At 72.4% G+C, this 13,736-nt stretch carries 14 protein-coding genes; 1 reads left to right on the top strand and 13 read right to left on the bottom strand.

Annotated elements, in window-relative coordinates; translation table 11 throughout:
* Nucleotides 1–2 precede the first annotated feature (2 nt).
* Nucleotides 3–1,241: an APC family permease gene (locus tag ACN9M0_RS21665; protein ID WP_366036489.1), complete on the top strand. Its 1,239-nt coding sequence runs from the start codon at nucleotides 3–5 to the stop codon at nucleotides 1,239–1,241.
* 477 nt (nucleotides 1,242–1,718) lie between these two features.
* On the opposite strand, the gene ACN9M0_RS21660 is transcribed toward ACN9M0_RS21665, so the two are convergent.
* From ACN9M0_RS21660 to ACN9M0_RS21600, 13 genes are all read right to left on the bottom strand, one after another.
* Nucleotides 1,719–2,117, bottom strand: coding sequence for a YccF domain-containing protein (locus ACN9M0_RS21660; protein ID WP_366036490.1), 399 nt, complete (start codon nucleotides 2,115–2,117; stop codon nucleotides 1,719–1,721).
* A complete protein-coding gene (gene htpX, locus ACN9M0_RS21655) occupies nucleotides 2,114–2,977 on the bottom strand; it encodes a zinc metalloprotease HtpX (RefSeq protein WP_366036491.1) in 864 nt (287 codons plus the stop codon). Before htpX ends, ACN9M0_RS21660 begins: the two co-directional genes overlap by 4 nt.
* A 146-nt stretch (nucleotides 2,978–3,123) precedes the next feature.
* Nucleotides 3,124–3,573: a large conductance mechanosensitive channel protein MscL gene (gene mscL, locus ACN9M0_RS21650; protein WP_366036492.1), complete on the bottom strand. Its 450-nt coding sequence runs from the start codon at nucleotides 3,571–3,573 to the stop codon at nucleotides 3,124–3,126.
* Between the two features lie 35 nt (nucleotides 3,574–3,608).
* Nucleotides 3,609–5,111 (bottom strand): NADH-quinone oxidoreductase subunit N, encoded by a 1,503-nt coding sequence (locus ACN9M0_RS21645; protein ID WP_399695832.1) that lies wholly within the window; start codon nucleotides 5,109–5,111, stop codon nucleotides 3,609–3,611.
* Nucleotides 5,108–6,661, bottom strand: coding sequence for a complex I subunit 4 family protein (locus ACN9M0_RS21640; RefSeq protein ID WP_366036579.1), 1,554 nt, complete (start codon nucleotides 6,659–6,661; stop codon nucleotides 5,108–5,110). The genes ACN9M0_RS21645 and ACN9M0_RS21640 overlap by 4 nt, the downstream gene beginning before the upstream one ends.
* Before the next feature lie 27 nt (nucleotides 6,662–6,688).
* On the bottom strand, nucleotides 6,689–8,668 hold the full coding sequence (locus tag ACN9M0_RS21635; RefSeq protein WP_366036494.1) for an NADH-quinone oxidoreductase subunit L: 1,980 nt from the start codon (nucleotides 8,666–8,668) through the stop codon (nucleotides 6,689–6,691).
* Nucleotides 8,665–9,024 (bottom strand): NADH-quinone oxidoreductase subunit NuoK, encoded by a 360-nt coding sequence (gene nuoK, locus ACN9M0_RS21630; RefSeq protein ID WP_366036495.1) that lies wholly within the window; start codon nucleotides 9,022–9,024, stop codon nucleotides 8,665–8,667. The genes ACN9M0_RS21635 and nuoK overlap by 4 nt, the downstream gene beginning before the upstream one ends.
* Nucleotides 9,024–9,572 carry an NADH-quinone oxidoreductase subunit J family protein gene (locus ACN9M0_RS21625; RefSeq protein WP_426404072.1) on the bottom strand — a complete coding sequence of 183 codons (549 nt, stop codon included), beginning with the start codon at nucleotides 9,570–9,572 and terminating at the stop codon, nucleotides 9,024–9,026. The genes nuoK and ACN9M0_RS21625 overlap by 1 nt, the downstream gene beginning before the upstream one ends.
* Nucleotides 9,569–10,129 carry a NuoI/complex I 23 kDa subunit family protein gene (locus ACN9M0_RS21620; RefSeq protein ID WP_366036497.1) on the bottom strand — a complete coding sequence of 187 codons (561 nt, stop codon included), beginning with the start codon at nucleotides 10,127–10,129 and terminating at the stop codon, nucleotides 9,569–9,571. Before ACN9M0_RS21620 ends, ACN9M0_RS21625 begins: the two co-directional genes overlap by 4 nt.
* A gap of 2 nt (nucleotides 10,130–10,131) precedes the next feature.
* A complete protein-coding gene (locus ACN9M0_RS21615) occupies nucleotides 10,132–11,100 on the bottom strand; it encodes a complex I subunit 1/NuoH family protein (protein ID WP_366036498.1) in 969 nt (322 codons plus the stop codon).
* Complete coding sequence (locus ACN9M0_RS21610; protein ID WP_426404071.1) at nucleotides 11,097–12,674, bottom strand: NADH-quinone oxidoreductase subunit C; 1,578 nt, start codon at nucleotides 12,672–12,674, stop codon at nucleotides 11,097–11,099. The genes ACN9M0_RS21615 and ACN9M0_RS21610 overlap by 4 nt, the downstream gene beginning before the upstream one ends.
* Nucleotides 12,671–13,246: an NADH-quinone oxidoreductase subunit B gene (locus ACN9M0_RS21605; protein ID WP_366036500.1), complete on the bottom strand. Its 576-nt coding sequence runs from the start codon at nucleotides 13,244–13,246 to the stop codon at nucleotides 12,671–12,673. The genes ACN9M0_RS21610 and ACN9M0_RS21605 overlap by 4 nt, the downstream gene beginning before the upstream one ends.
* Nucleotides 13,237–13,638 carry an NADH-quinone oxidoreductase subunit A gene (locus tag ACN9M0_RS21600; protein ID WP_351213280.1) on the bottom strand — a complete coding sequence of 134 codons (402 nt, stop codon included), beginning with the start codon at nucleotides 13,636–13,638 and terminating at the stop codon, nucleotides 13,237–13,239. The genes ACN9M0_RS21605 and ACN9M0_RS21600 overlap by 10 nt, the downstream gene beginning before the upstream one ends.
* Nucleotides 13,639–13,736 lie beyond the last annotated feature (98 nt).

The raw sequence follows: 13,736 nt of genomic DNA, 5'->3' as shown, positions 1-13,736 counted from the left end.
GCATGACACCGGAACTGCGCCGCTCCCTCGGCGTCTTCGACGCGGTCGTGATCGGCCTCGGTTCGATGGTCGGGGCGGGGATCTTCGTCGCGCTCGGGCCCGCCGCCGGCGCGGCCGGCTCCGGGGCGGGGCTGCTCTGGGCACTCGGGCTCGCCGCCGTCGTCGCCTACTGCAACGCCATGGCGTCCGCCCGGCTCGCCGCCCTCTACCCGGCCTCCGGCGGCACGTACGTGTACGGTCGCGAACGCCTCGGTTCGTTCTGGGGGTACCTCGCCGGCTGGGCGTTCGTCGCCGGCAAGACGGCCTCGTGCGCGGCGATGGCGCTGACCGTCGGGTCGTACGTGTGGCCGGAGCAGGCGCACGCGGTGGCGGTCGCCTCCGTGGTGGCCCTGACAGCCGTCAACTACCGGGGAGTTCAGAAGTCGGCACTGCTCACCCGGATCATCGTCGCGCTCGTCCTGGCCGTGCTCGCCTGCGTCGTCACGGTGTCCTTCGGAGCCGACGGGGCCGGCCTCCCGGCCCTCGGCGGGGAGTTCACGACGGGCGGGGTACTGCAGGCCGCAGGTTTGCTCTTCTTCGCATTCGCGGGGTACGCGCGGATCGCCACGCTCGGCGAAGAGGTCCGTGATCCGGCCCGCACCATCCCCCGGGCGGTACCGGTGGCGCTCGGCCTCGCGCTCGCCGTCTACGCCCTCGTCACCATCAGCGTCCTCACCGTCCTCGGGCCCGCCGCCCTCGCCGCCTCCCCCGCGCCGCTCGCCGACGCGGCCCGCGCGGCGGACGCCGGCTGGCTGGTGCCGCTGGTCACCGTCGGCGCGGCCGTCGCCGCGCTCGGCTCGCTGCTCTCCCTGATCCTCGGGGTGTCCCGTACGACCCTGGCGATGGCCCGGGACGGCTACCTGCCGGCCCGGCTCGCCGCCGTGCACCCGCGCTTCCAGGTGCCGCACCAGGCGGAGCTCGCGGTCGGCGCGGTGGTGGCCGTGGTGGCGGCGACGATCGACGTGCGGGGCGCCATCGGCTTCTCGTCGTTCGGCGTGCTCGTCTACTACGGCATCGCGAACGCCTCCGCCTGGACCCTGGGCGGCCGCGCCCGCTACCTGGCCGCGGCGGGCCTCGCCGGCTGCGGCGCCCTGGCCTTCGCACTCCCCCTCGGCTCGGTCCTTGCGGGGGCGGGGGTCGTGGCGGCGGGGGTGGTGGCATGGGCGGCCACACAGGGCCGCGCGACGCCTCCACGGGGGTGAGCGGGGGCCCGGGAGGCTCCTCCGCTATCGCGAGCCCGCGCCCGGTGCGGACGGCGCCCTCGCCGGGCCTGTTGTGGGCCGCGCCCTCGCGGGGCGGGTTGGGGGCTGCTCCCTCGCCGCACCGGTTGTGGGCAGGCGTTCCGCAAGGGGCGATGGGGGTCCCCCCTGCTCGAGCGAAGCCGAGAGCTTGGGGGAAGGCGGGCACAACCCCACGACCGCGCCGCACGCCGGGCGCGGGTCCAGGCCCGGAAGCCTGGGCCCGGCACGGGGCACCGCCCTTTGTGCCCACCCGTCCCGCCCTGGGTCCCCCCGGACGAAGTCTGGGGGAGGGACGATTGCCCACACGGCGGGTGGCCGGGGCACCGCCCCGCGAGCGGGCGCCCACACGGCGGGGCGCGCCGGCCACGCGGGCGCAGCCCGCGGGGCAAGTGGCCGCCCTCGGGCACGGCCCACGCGGCGGTGGGTGCCGGCCTTGTGTCAGCGGGGGCCGTAGCCGTATGCCTGGTTCGTTGGGACGATTTCCTTGCCCAGGGGGAGCAGGGACACCGGGATCATCTTGAAGTTCGCGATGCCCAGCGGGATGCCGATGATCGTGATGCACAGGGCGATGCCCGTGGTGATGTGGCCCAGAGCCAGCCACCAGCCGGCGAGGATCAGCCACAGCACGTTGCCGATGCACGACGGCGCTCCCGCGTCGCGGCGGTCGACGACCGTTTGGCCGAAGGGCCAGAGGGCGTAGAGGCCGATACGGAAGGCAGCGAGCCCAAAGGGGATGCCGATGATCGTGATGCAGAGCAGGACGCCCGCGAGCATGTAGCCCAGGAACATCCAGAATCCGCACAGGACCAGCCAGATGATGTTGAGGATCGTCTTCACGGGCGATGACCTGCCATCTGTTCGAGCCGGGCGATCCGCTCGGCCATCGGCGGATGGGTGGAGAACATCTTGGAGAGGCCCTTTCCGGGGCGGAAGGGGTTCGCGATCATCATGTGGCTCGCGGTCTCGATCCGCGGCTCGGGCGGCAGCGGCAGCTGCTTGGTGCCCGCCTCCAGCTTCCGCAGGGCGCTGGCCAGGGCGAGCGGGTCTCCGGTGAGCTGGGCGCCCGAGGCGTCGGCCTCGTACTCGCGGGAGCGGGAGATGGCGAGCTGGATGACCGAGGCGGCGATCGGGCCGAGGATGAGGACCAGCAGGTAGCCGAGGATGCCGGGGCCGTCGTCGTCGTTGGAGCGGCCGACGGGGATCAGCCAGGCGAAGTTGACCAGGAACATGATCACGGAGGCGAGCGCTCCGGCGACCGAGGAGATGAGGATGTCCCGGTTGTAGACGTGGCTCAGCTCGTGGCCGATGACCCCGCGCAGCTCGCGCTCGTCGAGGATCGCGAGGATGCCCTCGGTGCAGCAGACGGCGGCGTTGCGCGGGTTGCGGCCGGTCGCGAAGGCGTTGGGTGCCTGCGTGGGTGAGATGTAGAGCCGGGGCATGGGCTGACGCGCCTGCGTGGAGAGCTCGCGCACCATCCGGTAGAGGACGGGGGCCTCGAACTCGCTCACCGGGCGGGCGCGCATGGCCCGCAGCGCCAGCTTGTCGCTGTTCCAGTACGCGTACGCGTTGGTGCCGAGCGCCACGACCAGCGCGACGATCAGCCCCGTACGACCGAAGAAGCTGCCGATGACGATGATGAGGGCCGAGAGCCCTCCGAGGAGTACGGCGGTCCTCAGCCCGTTGTGCCGGCGGTGCACGGTACGCCCTCCAGGTGGTGCGGCAGGGGAACCCTTTTCTGCGTGGCGGTCCACGCATCCAGTGGACCCTCCCGTACAGGTCAACGCCAGGCGGAAGGTTCGGGTTCCCCGGCTCGCAGGGGGTGCCGTGTGGGCCGTACGGGTGATCAGCGGGCGGCGGGGATCTTCTCCAGGCCGAGGACGCTGGGCTCGACCTCGCTGGTGCAGTGGGCGCAGCGGGAGGCGATGACCGGGATCTCGGTGAAGCAGCGGGGGCAGTCGCGCTTCTCGGCCTTGGGGTCCTTCGCCTCCTCCTTGGCGAACTTCTCCTGGATCTTCGTCATCGGGACGACGATCAGGAAGTACAGGACGGCGGCCGTGATGACGAAAGCTATGACGGCGGCGATGGCCAGACCGTACGGGAAGACCGTGCCCTGGATCTTGAAGCTGGCCTCGCTGAAGTCGCCGACCGAGCCGGTCGCCAGACCGATGAGCGGGGTGATGAACGCCTTGCTGAAGCCGGTGACGACGGCCGTGAAAGCCGATCCGATGGCCAGGCCGATGGCCATCGAGACGACGTTCCCGCGAAGTATGAAGTCCTTGAATCCGTTCAGCACGGGGTGTTGCTCCTCGGTTTTTCTCTGTGGGGGGGTCAGAACAGGTTCGTCGCCGCGAAGCGGAGGGCGAACTGCGGATAGCCCGACAGGACGACTCCGGCGGCGGCGGTCAGCGCGATCGCCAGGGTGACCGGCGCGGGGGCCCTGTGCGTGACGGGGGCGCCCTCCGGTGCGCGGAAGAGCAGGGCCGTCCAGCGCAGGTAGTAGTAGAGCGCGATCACGACGTTGACGCCCATGATCACGGCCAGCCACCCGAGGCCCGCGTCGACGGCCGCCGAGAAGACGGTCACCTTGGCGAAGAGGCCGATGATACCCGGGGGCAAACCGGCCAGATTCAGGAGGAAGAACCCGAGCGCGAAGGCTGCCGCGGGGCTGGCCGCGTACAGGCCCCGGTAGTCCGCGATCCGGTTCTCGGGGTGGGTGCGGCCGACGAGGGCGACGACCGCGAAGGCGCCGAGGTTCACGACGGCGTACATCAGGGCGTACGCGACGGTGGCGCCGATCTGGTCGTCGCTGGAGTACGCGGCGGCCGCGATCGGCACCAGGAGGTAGCCGGCCTGGGCGACGGAGGACCAGGCGAGCAGTCGGACCGCGCTCCACGCGCGCGTGGACAACTGGCGGAGCGCGGCGACGTTGCCCGCGGTCATGGTCAGCGCGGCGAGCGCGGCGAGCGCCGGGCCCCACACGTCCGCGTACGAGGGGAAGGCGACGACCGTCACCAGGATGAGGCCGGTGAAGCCGACGGCCTTGCCGACGACGGAGAGGTAGGCGGCGACGGGCAGCGGCGCGCCGACGTAGGTGTCGGGCACCCAGAAGTGGAACGGGACGGCTGCCGTCTTGAAGGCGAAGCCGACGAGGGTGAGGGCGACGCCCGCCTCGGCGAGTGTCTGGAGCTGCCCGGGAACGTCGTCGAGGCGCTGGGCGATCTCCGTGAGGTGGAGGGTGCCGGTCGCCGCGTACACGAAGCTGACGCCGAGCAGGGTGACGGCGGTCGCGGTGACGGACGAGAGGAAGAACTTGAGCGCGGCCTCGCCGGACATGCGGTCGCCCCGCTTGAGGCCGACGAGTGCGAACGCGGGCAGCGAGGCCACTTCGAGGGCGACGACGAGGGTGGCGAGGTCGCGGGAGGCGGGCAGCAGGGCGGCGCCGGCGGCCGAGGAGAGCAACAGGAACCAGTACTCGCCCGCCGGGAGCTTCTCGCGGGTCGCGTCGAGGGAGAGGAGCGCGGTGAGGAGCGCGCCGGCGAGGACAAGCAGCTGGATGACGAGGGTGAAGTGGTCGGCGGTGTAGCTGCAGGCCTTCACCTGCGTCGCGGCCGTCAGGCAGAAGGTGGAGCGGTCTCCCGCCCTCAGCGGCAGGAGGAGCGCGAGGGCGGCGGTGAGGCCGCCGATCGCGGTCCAGCCGAGGAGCTGCTTGCGCTCCTGGGGGACGAAGAGGTCGGCGACGAGGACGACGAGGGCGACCACGGCCGTGAGGGTGGGGGGCGCGATCGTGAGCCAGTCGACGGACTGGACGAGTGACTCGCTGGCGAACGTCACTGGGTGCCTCCCGCGAGGAGCTTCTGGACGGCCGGGTCGGTGAGGCCGAGGAGGACGGCGGGCCAGAGTCCGGCGAGGACGGTGAGGGCGACGAGGGGGGTCCAGGCGGCGAACTCGTACCCCTGGACGTCGGCGATCGCCGTCTCCCCCGCGGGTCGCGGGCCGCCCATGCAGACGCGGCGGACGACGACGAGGAGGTAGGCGGCGGTGAGGAGGGTGCCGAAGGCGCCGATCGCCATGAAGGTGAGGAAGGCGGGGCGGCTGAGGCCCTCGGCCGGGTCGAAGGCGCCGAAGAGGGCGAGCATCTCGCCCCAGAAGCCGGCGAGGCCTGGCAGTCCGAGGGAGGCCACGGCGGCGAAGGCGAGGAGGCCGCCGAGGCGGGGCGCGCGGCCGTAGAGGGCGGCGCCGGTGGCTCCGGCGAGGGTGTCGAGGTCGGCGGTGCCGTACCGGTCCTTGACCGCGCCGACCAGGAAGAACAGGAGGCCGGTGACGAGGCCGTGGGCGATGTTGGCGAAGAGGGCGCCGTTGACCCCGGTGGGGGTCATGGTGGCGATGCCGAGGAGCACGAAGCCCATGTGGCCGACGGAGGAGTACGCGATGAGGCGCTTGAGGTCGCCCTTGTTGCCGGGCTTCGCGAGGGCGAGGCAGGCGAGCGATCCGTAGATGATGCCGGCGACGGCGAAGGCCGCGAGGTACGGGGCGAAGGTCCGCATGCCGTCGGGGGTGATCGGCAGGACGATCCGGACGAAGCCGTACGTGCCCATCTTGAGCAGGACGCCGGCGAGGAGGACGGAGCCGACGGTCGGGGCCGCGGTGTGGGCGTCCGGGAGCCAGCTGTGGAGCGGCCACATCGGGGTCTTCACGGCGAGCCCGAGGCCGATCGCGAGAACGGCGATGACCTGCACCGATGTGGTCAGTCCGCGGCCGTTGTCAGTGGCGAGTGCCACCATGTCGAACGTGCCCGCCTTCACGCCGATGAGGAGCAGGCCGAGCAGCATGACGACGGAGCCGAGCAGCGTGTAGAGGATGAACTTCCAGGCGGCGGCCTGCCTGCCCTCGCCGCCCCAGCGGGCGATGAGGAAGTACATCGGGATGAGGACCATCTCGAAGGCCAGGAAGAACAGGACGAGGTCGAGGACGGCGAAGGTCGCGAGGGTGCCGGACTCCAGGACGAGGAGCAGGGCGACGAAGGCCTTGGGGGAAGGCCCCTTGGGCATCTTGAAGTAGCTGTACAGCGCGCAGAGGAAGCTCAGGAGCGCGGTCAGGACCAGGAGGGGGAGGGAGATGCCGTCGACACCGAGGTGGATGCGCACGTCGAGTGCCCTGATCCAGCTGATGTCCGTCGTGGCCTGCATCGTCGACGGGTGGTCGTGGTCGAAGCCGAGCGCGAGGACGATCGCGGCCAGCAGGATGACGCCGGTGACGGTGACGCCGTGGCGGAGCACGGCCTGGTCGGGTGACTTCCCCTTCAGCCCGGGCGGGGCGGGCAGGAGAGCGGCGGCGGCGCCGACCAGCGGGCCGGCGACGATCAACGCGAGAAGGAACTGCATCACGGATTCGCTGATATCGATCACGGCTCACGCTCCGGCGACGGCGTTGGCGAGGGCGACGGCGACGATCGCCAGGACGACGGAGCCGGCGAGCAGGGCGCTCAGATAGGTCTGCACGTTGCCGGTCTGGGCGCGGCGGACGAGCCAGCCGAGCCCCTTGGCGGAGTTGCCCGCGGCGCTCACGTAGGTGTCGACGACCTCGCGGTCCAGGAAGCGGACCAGGGAGGCGGCGGCGAGTACGGGGCGGACGAAGGCGGTCCGGTAGACGGCGTCCAGGTGGAAGCCGTCGGCGGCCGGTCCGTGCAGCGGCCCCAGGAGGGCGCGGCCGGGGTCGGCCGGGTCCTCGGCGGGGTGGGGCAGGTGCAGCGCCTCGGCCTCGACCTGGCCCGCCTCGGCGTCGGGGTGGGCGACGTGCGGCACGGGTGCCGTGACCGGGGTGCGGGCGGCGAGGGTGCGCCAGACCGCGTACGTGATCACGGCTCCGGCGACGGCGAGGCCCGTGCCGAGGACGGCGGTGGTGAGGGTCGGGGTGAGGTCGTTCCCGTCGAACCAGTCGTCGAGGTACGTGGCGGTCAGACCGAAGCCGAGGGTGGGGATCGCGAGGACCCAGAGGACGCTCGTCATGGCGATCGGCTGGCGGCCGTGGTCCGGTGCCTCGGCGCCGCGGCCCCGGAAGGTCCGCACCCAGAGGCGGAGCGCGTAGGCGGCGGTGAGCAGGGCGGTCACCAGGCCGGCGACGAGGACGATCCAGCCGGCCCCGGCGGGGGCGACGTCCCGCTCGCCGAGGGCGGTGTGCTCGGCGGCCACGAGGACGGCTTCCTTGGAGAAGAAGCCGGCGAAGGGCGGGATCGCGGCGAGCGCGAGGAGGGCGACGGTCATCGTCCAGTAGGCGTCGGGGATGCGCTTCGCGAGGCCGCTCATGCGGGACATGGCGGTGAGCGAGTTCGTACCGGCGGCGTGGATGACCGCGCCGGCGGCGAGGAACAGCAGCGCCTTGAACCCGGCGTGCGAGAGGAGGTGGAAGATGGCGGCCCCGCGGTCGCCGACGGCGAGGGCACCGGCCATGTAGCCGAGCTGGCCGATCGTCGAGTAGGCGAGGACCCGCTTGATGTCGTCCTGGGCGAGCGCGGCGAGCGCCGAGCCGACCATCGTGATCGCGGCCATCACGGCGAGCACGGTCATCGCGGCGGCGGAGGCCGCGAAGACCGGAAGCAGCCGGGCCGTGAAGTAGATGCCGGCGGCGACCATCGTCGCCGCGTGGATGAGCGCGGAGACGGGGGTGGGGCCGGCCATGGCGTCCGGGAGCCAGGTGTGGAGCGGGAACTGCGCCGACTTGCCCGCGACACCGGCGAGCAGCAGCAGCGCGATCACGGTGGGGTGGTCGAGGCCGCCGTTCGCGACGGCGCCGAGGACGCCCGTGATCTGGAAGGTGCCCGCGTCGACGGCGAGCGCGAAGAGACCGATGAGGAAGGGGACGTCACCGAGCTTGGTGACGAGGAAGGCCTTGAGGGAGGCGGCCCGCGCCTCCGGGGTCTCCCAGTAGTGGCCGACGAGGAAGTACGAGCAGATGCCCATGACCTCCCAGCCGACGAGGAGCACCATCAGGTCGCCGGAGTAGACGACGAGCAGCATCGCGGAGGTGAAGAGGGAGACGAGCGCGGCGTACGAGGGGTAGCGCGGGTCGTCGCGGAGGTAGCCGGTCGAGTAGATCTGCACGCAGGTGGCGACGACACCGACGAGGACGGCGACGAGCGCGGCGAATCCGTCGATGTGGAGGCTCAGGTCGATCGGGATCGAACCGGTCGGGGTGAGCTGCGTGGCGGCGTCGATCGCCCTGCCCCCGCCCTGGCGGGCGGCGACCAGGGCCGCGAGGACCGCGGCGGCGAGGGTCGGCAGCACGGCCAGCGGCCGGACGAAGCCGGGCGCGGTGCGGCCGAGCAGGAGTCCGGCGGCGGAGCCGAGGAAAGGGAGGAGGGGGACGAGGACGGCGAGGGTGGTCGTGGTCACGCGGCGGCCTCGGTCTTCTCCTCGACGGACGGCTGTTCCTCGGCCGACGGCTGTTCCTTGGTGTCGCGAAGACGGTCGACGTCCGAGGTGCCGCGGTTGCGGTGGACCATCAGGACGATCGCGAGACCGATGCCGATCTCCGCGGCGGCGATGGCGATGGTGAAGAGGGTGAGGGCCTGGCCGGCGTGGAGGGTGTCGCGGAGCCAGACGTCGAAGGCGACCAGGTTGAGGTTGACGGCGTTGAGCATCAGCTCGACGGACATCAGGACCAGGATCGCGTTGCGGCGGGCGAGGACACCGTAGAGGCCGACGGAGAAGAGGAGGGCGGCGAGGACGGCCGGGTAGGCGAGGTGCATCAGCGCTCGTCCTCCTTCTTCTTCCGCGACAGCACGATCGCGCCGACGAGGGCGGCCAGGAGCAGCACCGACAGCGCCTCGAAGGGCAGCACCCAGTGCTGGAAGAGGAACTCGCCGGTCACGGCCGTGGAGCCCTGGGCGGGTCCGTCCAGATCGATCCAGGTCGTACGGAACGCGTCGACGACGACCCAGACGAGCGCGGCCGCGGCGGCCAGCGCGACGGCGAGGGCGACCGGCCGGTTGCCGGAGTCGGCGTCCGGGGAGCGGCCGATGGGGGCCTTGGTGAGCATGAGCCCGAAGAGGAGGAGGACGACGACGGAACCGACGTAGATCAGGACCTGGACCCAGGCGATGAACTCGGCGGTCAGGAGCAGGTACTCGACGGCGAGCCCGCCGAGCGAGACGACCAGCCAGAGGGCGGCGTGCACCAGCTGGCGGGTGGTGACGGTGACGAGGGCGGCGCCGAGGGCGGCGACGCCGACGAGGACGAAGGCGACCTCGACGCCGGTGGGCGAGAGGAAGCCGTGGGCCTGTGTCGCAAGGTTCACTGCTGGTCCTCCTGGGCCTCTGCCTCGGCCGCCGCCTGGGCCGCCGCCTTCTCGGCCGCCTTGCGGGCCGCGGCGATCTCCTTCGGCTCCTCCGCGTGCGGGTCGAGCGCGGGCGGCTCGGGGACCGTCCACATCCACTCGCGGAGCTTGTCGCGCTCGTGGGTGAGCTCGTGGATGTCGGTCTCCGCGTACTCGAACTCGGGCGACCAGAACAGCGCGTCGAAGGGGCACACCTCGATGCAGATGCCGCAGTACATGCAGAGCGAGAAGTCGATGGCGAAGCGGTCGAGGACGTTCCGGCTGCGCTCGCGGCCGCCGGGGGCGGCGGGCGGCACCGTCTCCTTGTGGGAGTCGATGTAGATGCACCAGTCGGGGCACTCACGGGCGCAGAGCATGCAGACCGTGCAGTTCTCCTCGAACAGGCCGATGACCCCGCGGGTGCGGGGCGGCAGCTCGGGCTGCACGTCCGGGTACTGCGCGGTGACGGTCTTCCGCGTCATCGTGCGGAGCGTGACGGCGAGGCCCTTGGCGAGGCCGGAGCCGGGGATGGGAGGCATGGTTACTGGATCGCCACCTTCACGATGCCGGTGAGCGCGATCTGCGCGAGGGCGAGCGGGACGAGGGCCGTCCAGGCCAGCTTCTGCAGCTGGTCCTCACGGAGCCTCGGGTAGGACACCCGCAGCCAGATCACGACGAACGCGAGGACGGCGGTCTTCAGGAGGGTCCAGACCCAGCCGAGGCCGTCGCCGCCGAAGGGGCCGTGCCAGCCGCCGAGGAAGAGGACGGTGGTGAGACCGCAGAGGACGACGATGCCCGCGTACTCGGCGAGCAGGAAGAGCGCGAAGCGGAGACCCGTGTACTCGGTGTACGCGCCGAAGATGATCTCCGAGTCGGCCACCGGCATGTCGAACGGGGGCCGCTGCAGCTCGGCGAGACCGGCGACGAAGAACACGAGCGCGCCGATGATCTGCCAGGGCAGCCACCACCACTCGAAGGCGTTCAGGATGCCGGGGAGGGAGACGGTGCCGGCGGCCATCGCCACGGAGGCGGCGGCGAGCAGCATCGGCAGCTCGTACGCGAGGAGCTGGGCGGCGGTACGGAGGCCGCCGAGCAGCGAGAACTTGTTCGCGGAGGCCCAGCCGGCCATCAGACTGCCGAGGACGCCGACGCCCATGACGGCGAGCACGAAGAAGATGCCGGCGTCGACGAGCTGCCCGACGGCCCCTTCGCTCGGCCCGATCGGAATGGCGACGAGGACGAGGAGGTACGGGAGGAGGGCGACGGCCGGCGCGAGCTGGAAGATCCGCCGGTCCGCGTCCTTCGGGACCACGTCCTCCTTCTGCGCGAACTTCACGCCGTCGGCGACGAGCTGGGCCCAGCCGTGGAAACCGCCCGCGTACATGGGGCCGAGGCGGCCCTGCATGTGCGCCATGACCTTGTGCTCGGTCTGCCCGACGACCAGGGGCAGCACGAGGAAGACACCGAAGACGATGAGCAGCCGGAGGGCGACGTCGAGTACGTCGTTCACGCGGGATCGCCTCCGGCGGGGTCGGTGGGACTGTCGGTACCGCCGTCGTGCCCGGCGGGGTCGCGGTCGGCGGCGCGGGCGTTACGGGGCGCGGGGGCCTCGGGGGCCTCGGGGTCGGACGAGGTGTCCTCCGCCGGGGCGGCGGGGGCCGGGGCCTCCGGCCCGGGGGGCCGGGTGGCGGGGGCCGGGGCCTCCGGCTCGGTGCCGGTCCTGGGCTCCGGGGCCTCCGGCTCGGTGCCGGTCCTGGGCTCCGGGGCCTCCGGTTCGGTACCGGTCCTGGGCTCCGGGGCCTCCGGCTCGGGGGCCGGGGTGGGCTTCTGGGCGGCCGCTTCCGTCGTGGGGGGCTCGGCCGGGGTGGGCGGCTCCTCGTCGAACGCGGGGCGGGCGTGGTGCCAGGGGGCGTCCGAGCTGCGGGTACGCGGGGTGGCGGCCGCCGCGCGGGGCGCGGGGCCGTCCGTGTCCGGGGCCGACTGGCCGTCCGCAGCCGGAGCGTCCGGCTCCGGGGCCGACTGGCTCGCCGAACCGTCCGCCGCGGAGCGGGAACGGCGCGGGGGGCGGGCCGTGGAGGCCTGGGCCTCCGTGGAGGCCTGGGCGTCCGTGGGCGCGCCCGGCTCCGGGGCCGACTGGCTCGCGGAACCGTCGGCCGCCGAGCGGGAACGGCGCGGCGGAGCGGCCGGGGTCGAGTCCGGCTCCTGAGCCGCCTGGCTCGCCGAGCCGTCCGCCGCCGAGCGGGAACGGCGCGGGGGGCGGGCCGTGGAGGTCTGGGCGTCCGTGGAGGCCTGGGCCTCCGTGGGCGCGCCCTGCTCCGGGGTCACAGCGCCGGATTCCGGGGTCGCCTGGCTCGCCGAGCCCTCCGTCGTCGTGCGGGTGCGGCGGGGCGTGGCTGCGCCGGACTCCTCCGGTGTCTGGCTTGCCGAGCCCTCCGTGACCGTGCGGGTGCGGCGTACCGGGCGGTCGCCTGCCGTCGCTCGGGCGGGGCGGGCGGGGGCCGGCGGGAGCTGGCCCTTCAGGGGGCCCCATTCGTTGGGGTCCGGGACGCCCGGCGGGAGCATCTGGCGGCGCTTCGGCCCGCCGCCGTCGTGGGACTCGCCCGGCTCCTTCGCGCCCGGCCACGCCTTGGCGACCCGGGCCGCGAGGACGAAGTCCTTGCGCAGCGGGTGGCCCTCGAAGTTCTCGGGGAGGAGGAGCGGAACGAGGTGCGGGTGGCCCGCGAAGTCCACGCCGAACATCTCGTGGGTCTCGCGCTCGTGCCAGCCCGCTCCCGCGTACACCTCGATCGCGGTGGGAAGCACCGGCGCGTCGTGCGGGACCGTCGTGCGCAGCAGGAGGCGGCGCGGGCGGCCCCCGCCCAGCGACACCACGTGCGCGCAGACGCGGAAGCCCGTACCCGGCTCGTCCACCGCGCTCAGCCAGTCGAAGTACGTGCAGCCCAGCTCGTCGCGGGCGGTGGTGAGCGCCGCGAGCCAGGACGCCGGCGGGACGTCGACCGTCAGCAGGTCGTACGCCTGCTCCGCCGTCGCCTCCTCGCCGAAGATCTCCGTGACGGCGTCGGGGAGGGAGTCGTAGGCGGTCATGCCGTGCCTCCCGGCCGCTCGACCAGGGGGCTGGTCAGCTGGGAGACCGTGGCGGCGGTGGCGTACCGCTCGGCCAGGCTCTCGCGGGCGATCTTCTCCTGGAGCTTGAGGATGCCCTGGAGCAGCGCCTCGGGGCGCGGCGGGCAGCCCGGCACGTACACGTCGACCGGGATGATCTGGTCGACGCCCTTGGTGACCGAGTACGAGTCCCAGTAGGGGCCGCCGCAGTTCGAGCAGGCGCCGAAGGAGATGACGTACTTCGGCTCCGGCATCTGCTCGTACAGACGCTTCACCGCCGGCGCCATCTTGTCCGTGACCGTGCCCGAGACGATCATCAGGTCGGCCTGGCGCGGGCCCGGCGCGAAGGGGATCACGCCGAGCCGGATGAAGTCGTGCCGGGCCATCGACGCGGCGATGAACTCGATCGCGCAGCAGGCGAGGCCGAAGTTGAAGACCCACAGGCTGTAGCGGCGGCCCCAGTTCAGGACCACCTTCATCGGCTCGGGAGCCAGGCGCGCGAGCGTCCCCAGCTTCGGGGCGGGCAGCGGTGTGGGCAGGGGTGTTACGTCCATGACAGGACGCCCTTCTTGTACGCGTACAGCAGCCCCACGGCCAGGAAGCCGAGGAAGACGAACATCTCGACCAGGGTCGTGGCGCCGTAACCGGGCGCCGCGAAGACCGTCGCCCAGGGGAAGAGGAAGATCGAGTCGACGGCGAAGATCACGTAGAGGAAGGCGTAGACGTAGTAGCGGACCTGGGTGTGGGCCCAGCCCTCCCCTACGGGGTCGACACCGCACTCGTACGTGAGGAGCTTCTCGGGCGTCGGCACGACGGGCCTGAGCAGCCGGCCCGCGCCGAACGCCACGGCGACGAAGAGCACGCCGACGACGGCGAGCAGGCCGACGACGGAATATGTCTGGAAGTAGTCCGCCGCGTCGGCGGCGACAACGGTCGGTTCCCGCACGTCCGTCCGCCCCTCGGTCTCGTTGTCTCAGGAGTCACTTCTGTCGGACGCGAGTCTAGGCCCTGCTAAAGAGACCGTAAGCAGCCACGGGTGCCTTG

The sequence above is a fragment of the Streptomyces sp. R-07 genome (genome assembly GCF_049913175.1).
Lineage (GTDB): Bacteria > Actinomycetota > Actinomycetes > Streptomycetales > Streptomycetaceae > Streptomyces.
This window is presented reverse-complemented; position numbering and strand designations above follow the sequence as displayed.

Bases quoted from the DNA above. Each gene is read 5' to 3' on its own strand.
- ACN9M0_RS21665 (WP_366036489.1), top strand. From the start codon at position 3: ATGACACCGGAACTGCGCCGCTCCCTCGGCGTCTTCGACGCGGTCGTG.
- ACN9M0_RS21610 (WP_426404071.1), bottom strand. From the start codon at position 12,674: ATGACCGCCTACGACTCCCTCCCCGACGCCGTCACGGAGATCTTCGGC.
- ACN9M0_RS21620 (WP_366036497.1), bottom strand. From the start codon at position 10,129: ATGCCTCCCATCCCCGGCTCCGGCCTCGCCAAGGGCCTCGCCGTCACG.
- ACN9M0_RS21605 (WP_366036500.1), bottom strand. From the start codon at position 13,246: ATGGACGTAACACCCCTGCCCACACCGCTGCCCGCCCCGAAGCTGGGG.
- nuoK (WP_366036495.1), bottom strand. From the start codon at position 9,024: ATGCACCTCGCCTACCCGGCCGTCCTCGCCGCCCTCCTCTTCTCCGTC.
- ACN9M0_RS21640 (WP_366036579.1), bottom strand. From the start codon at position 6,661: ATGCAGTTCCTTCTCGCGTTGATCGTCGCCGGCCCGCTGGTCGGCGCC.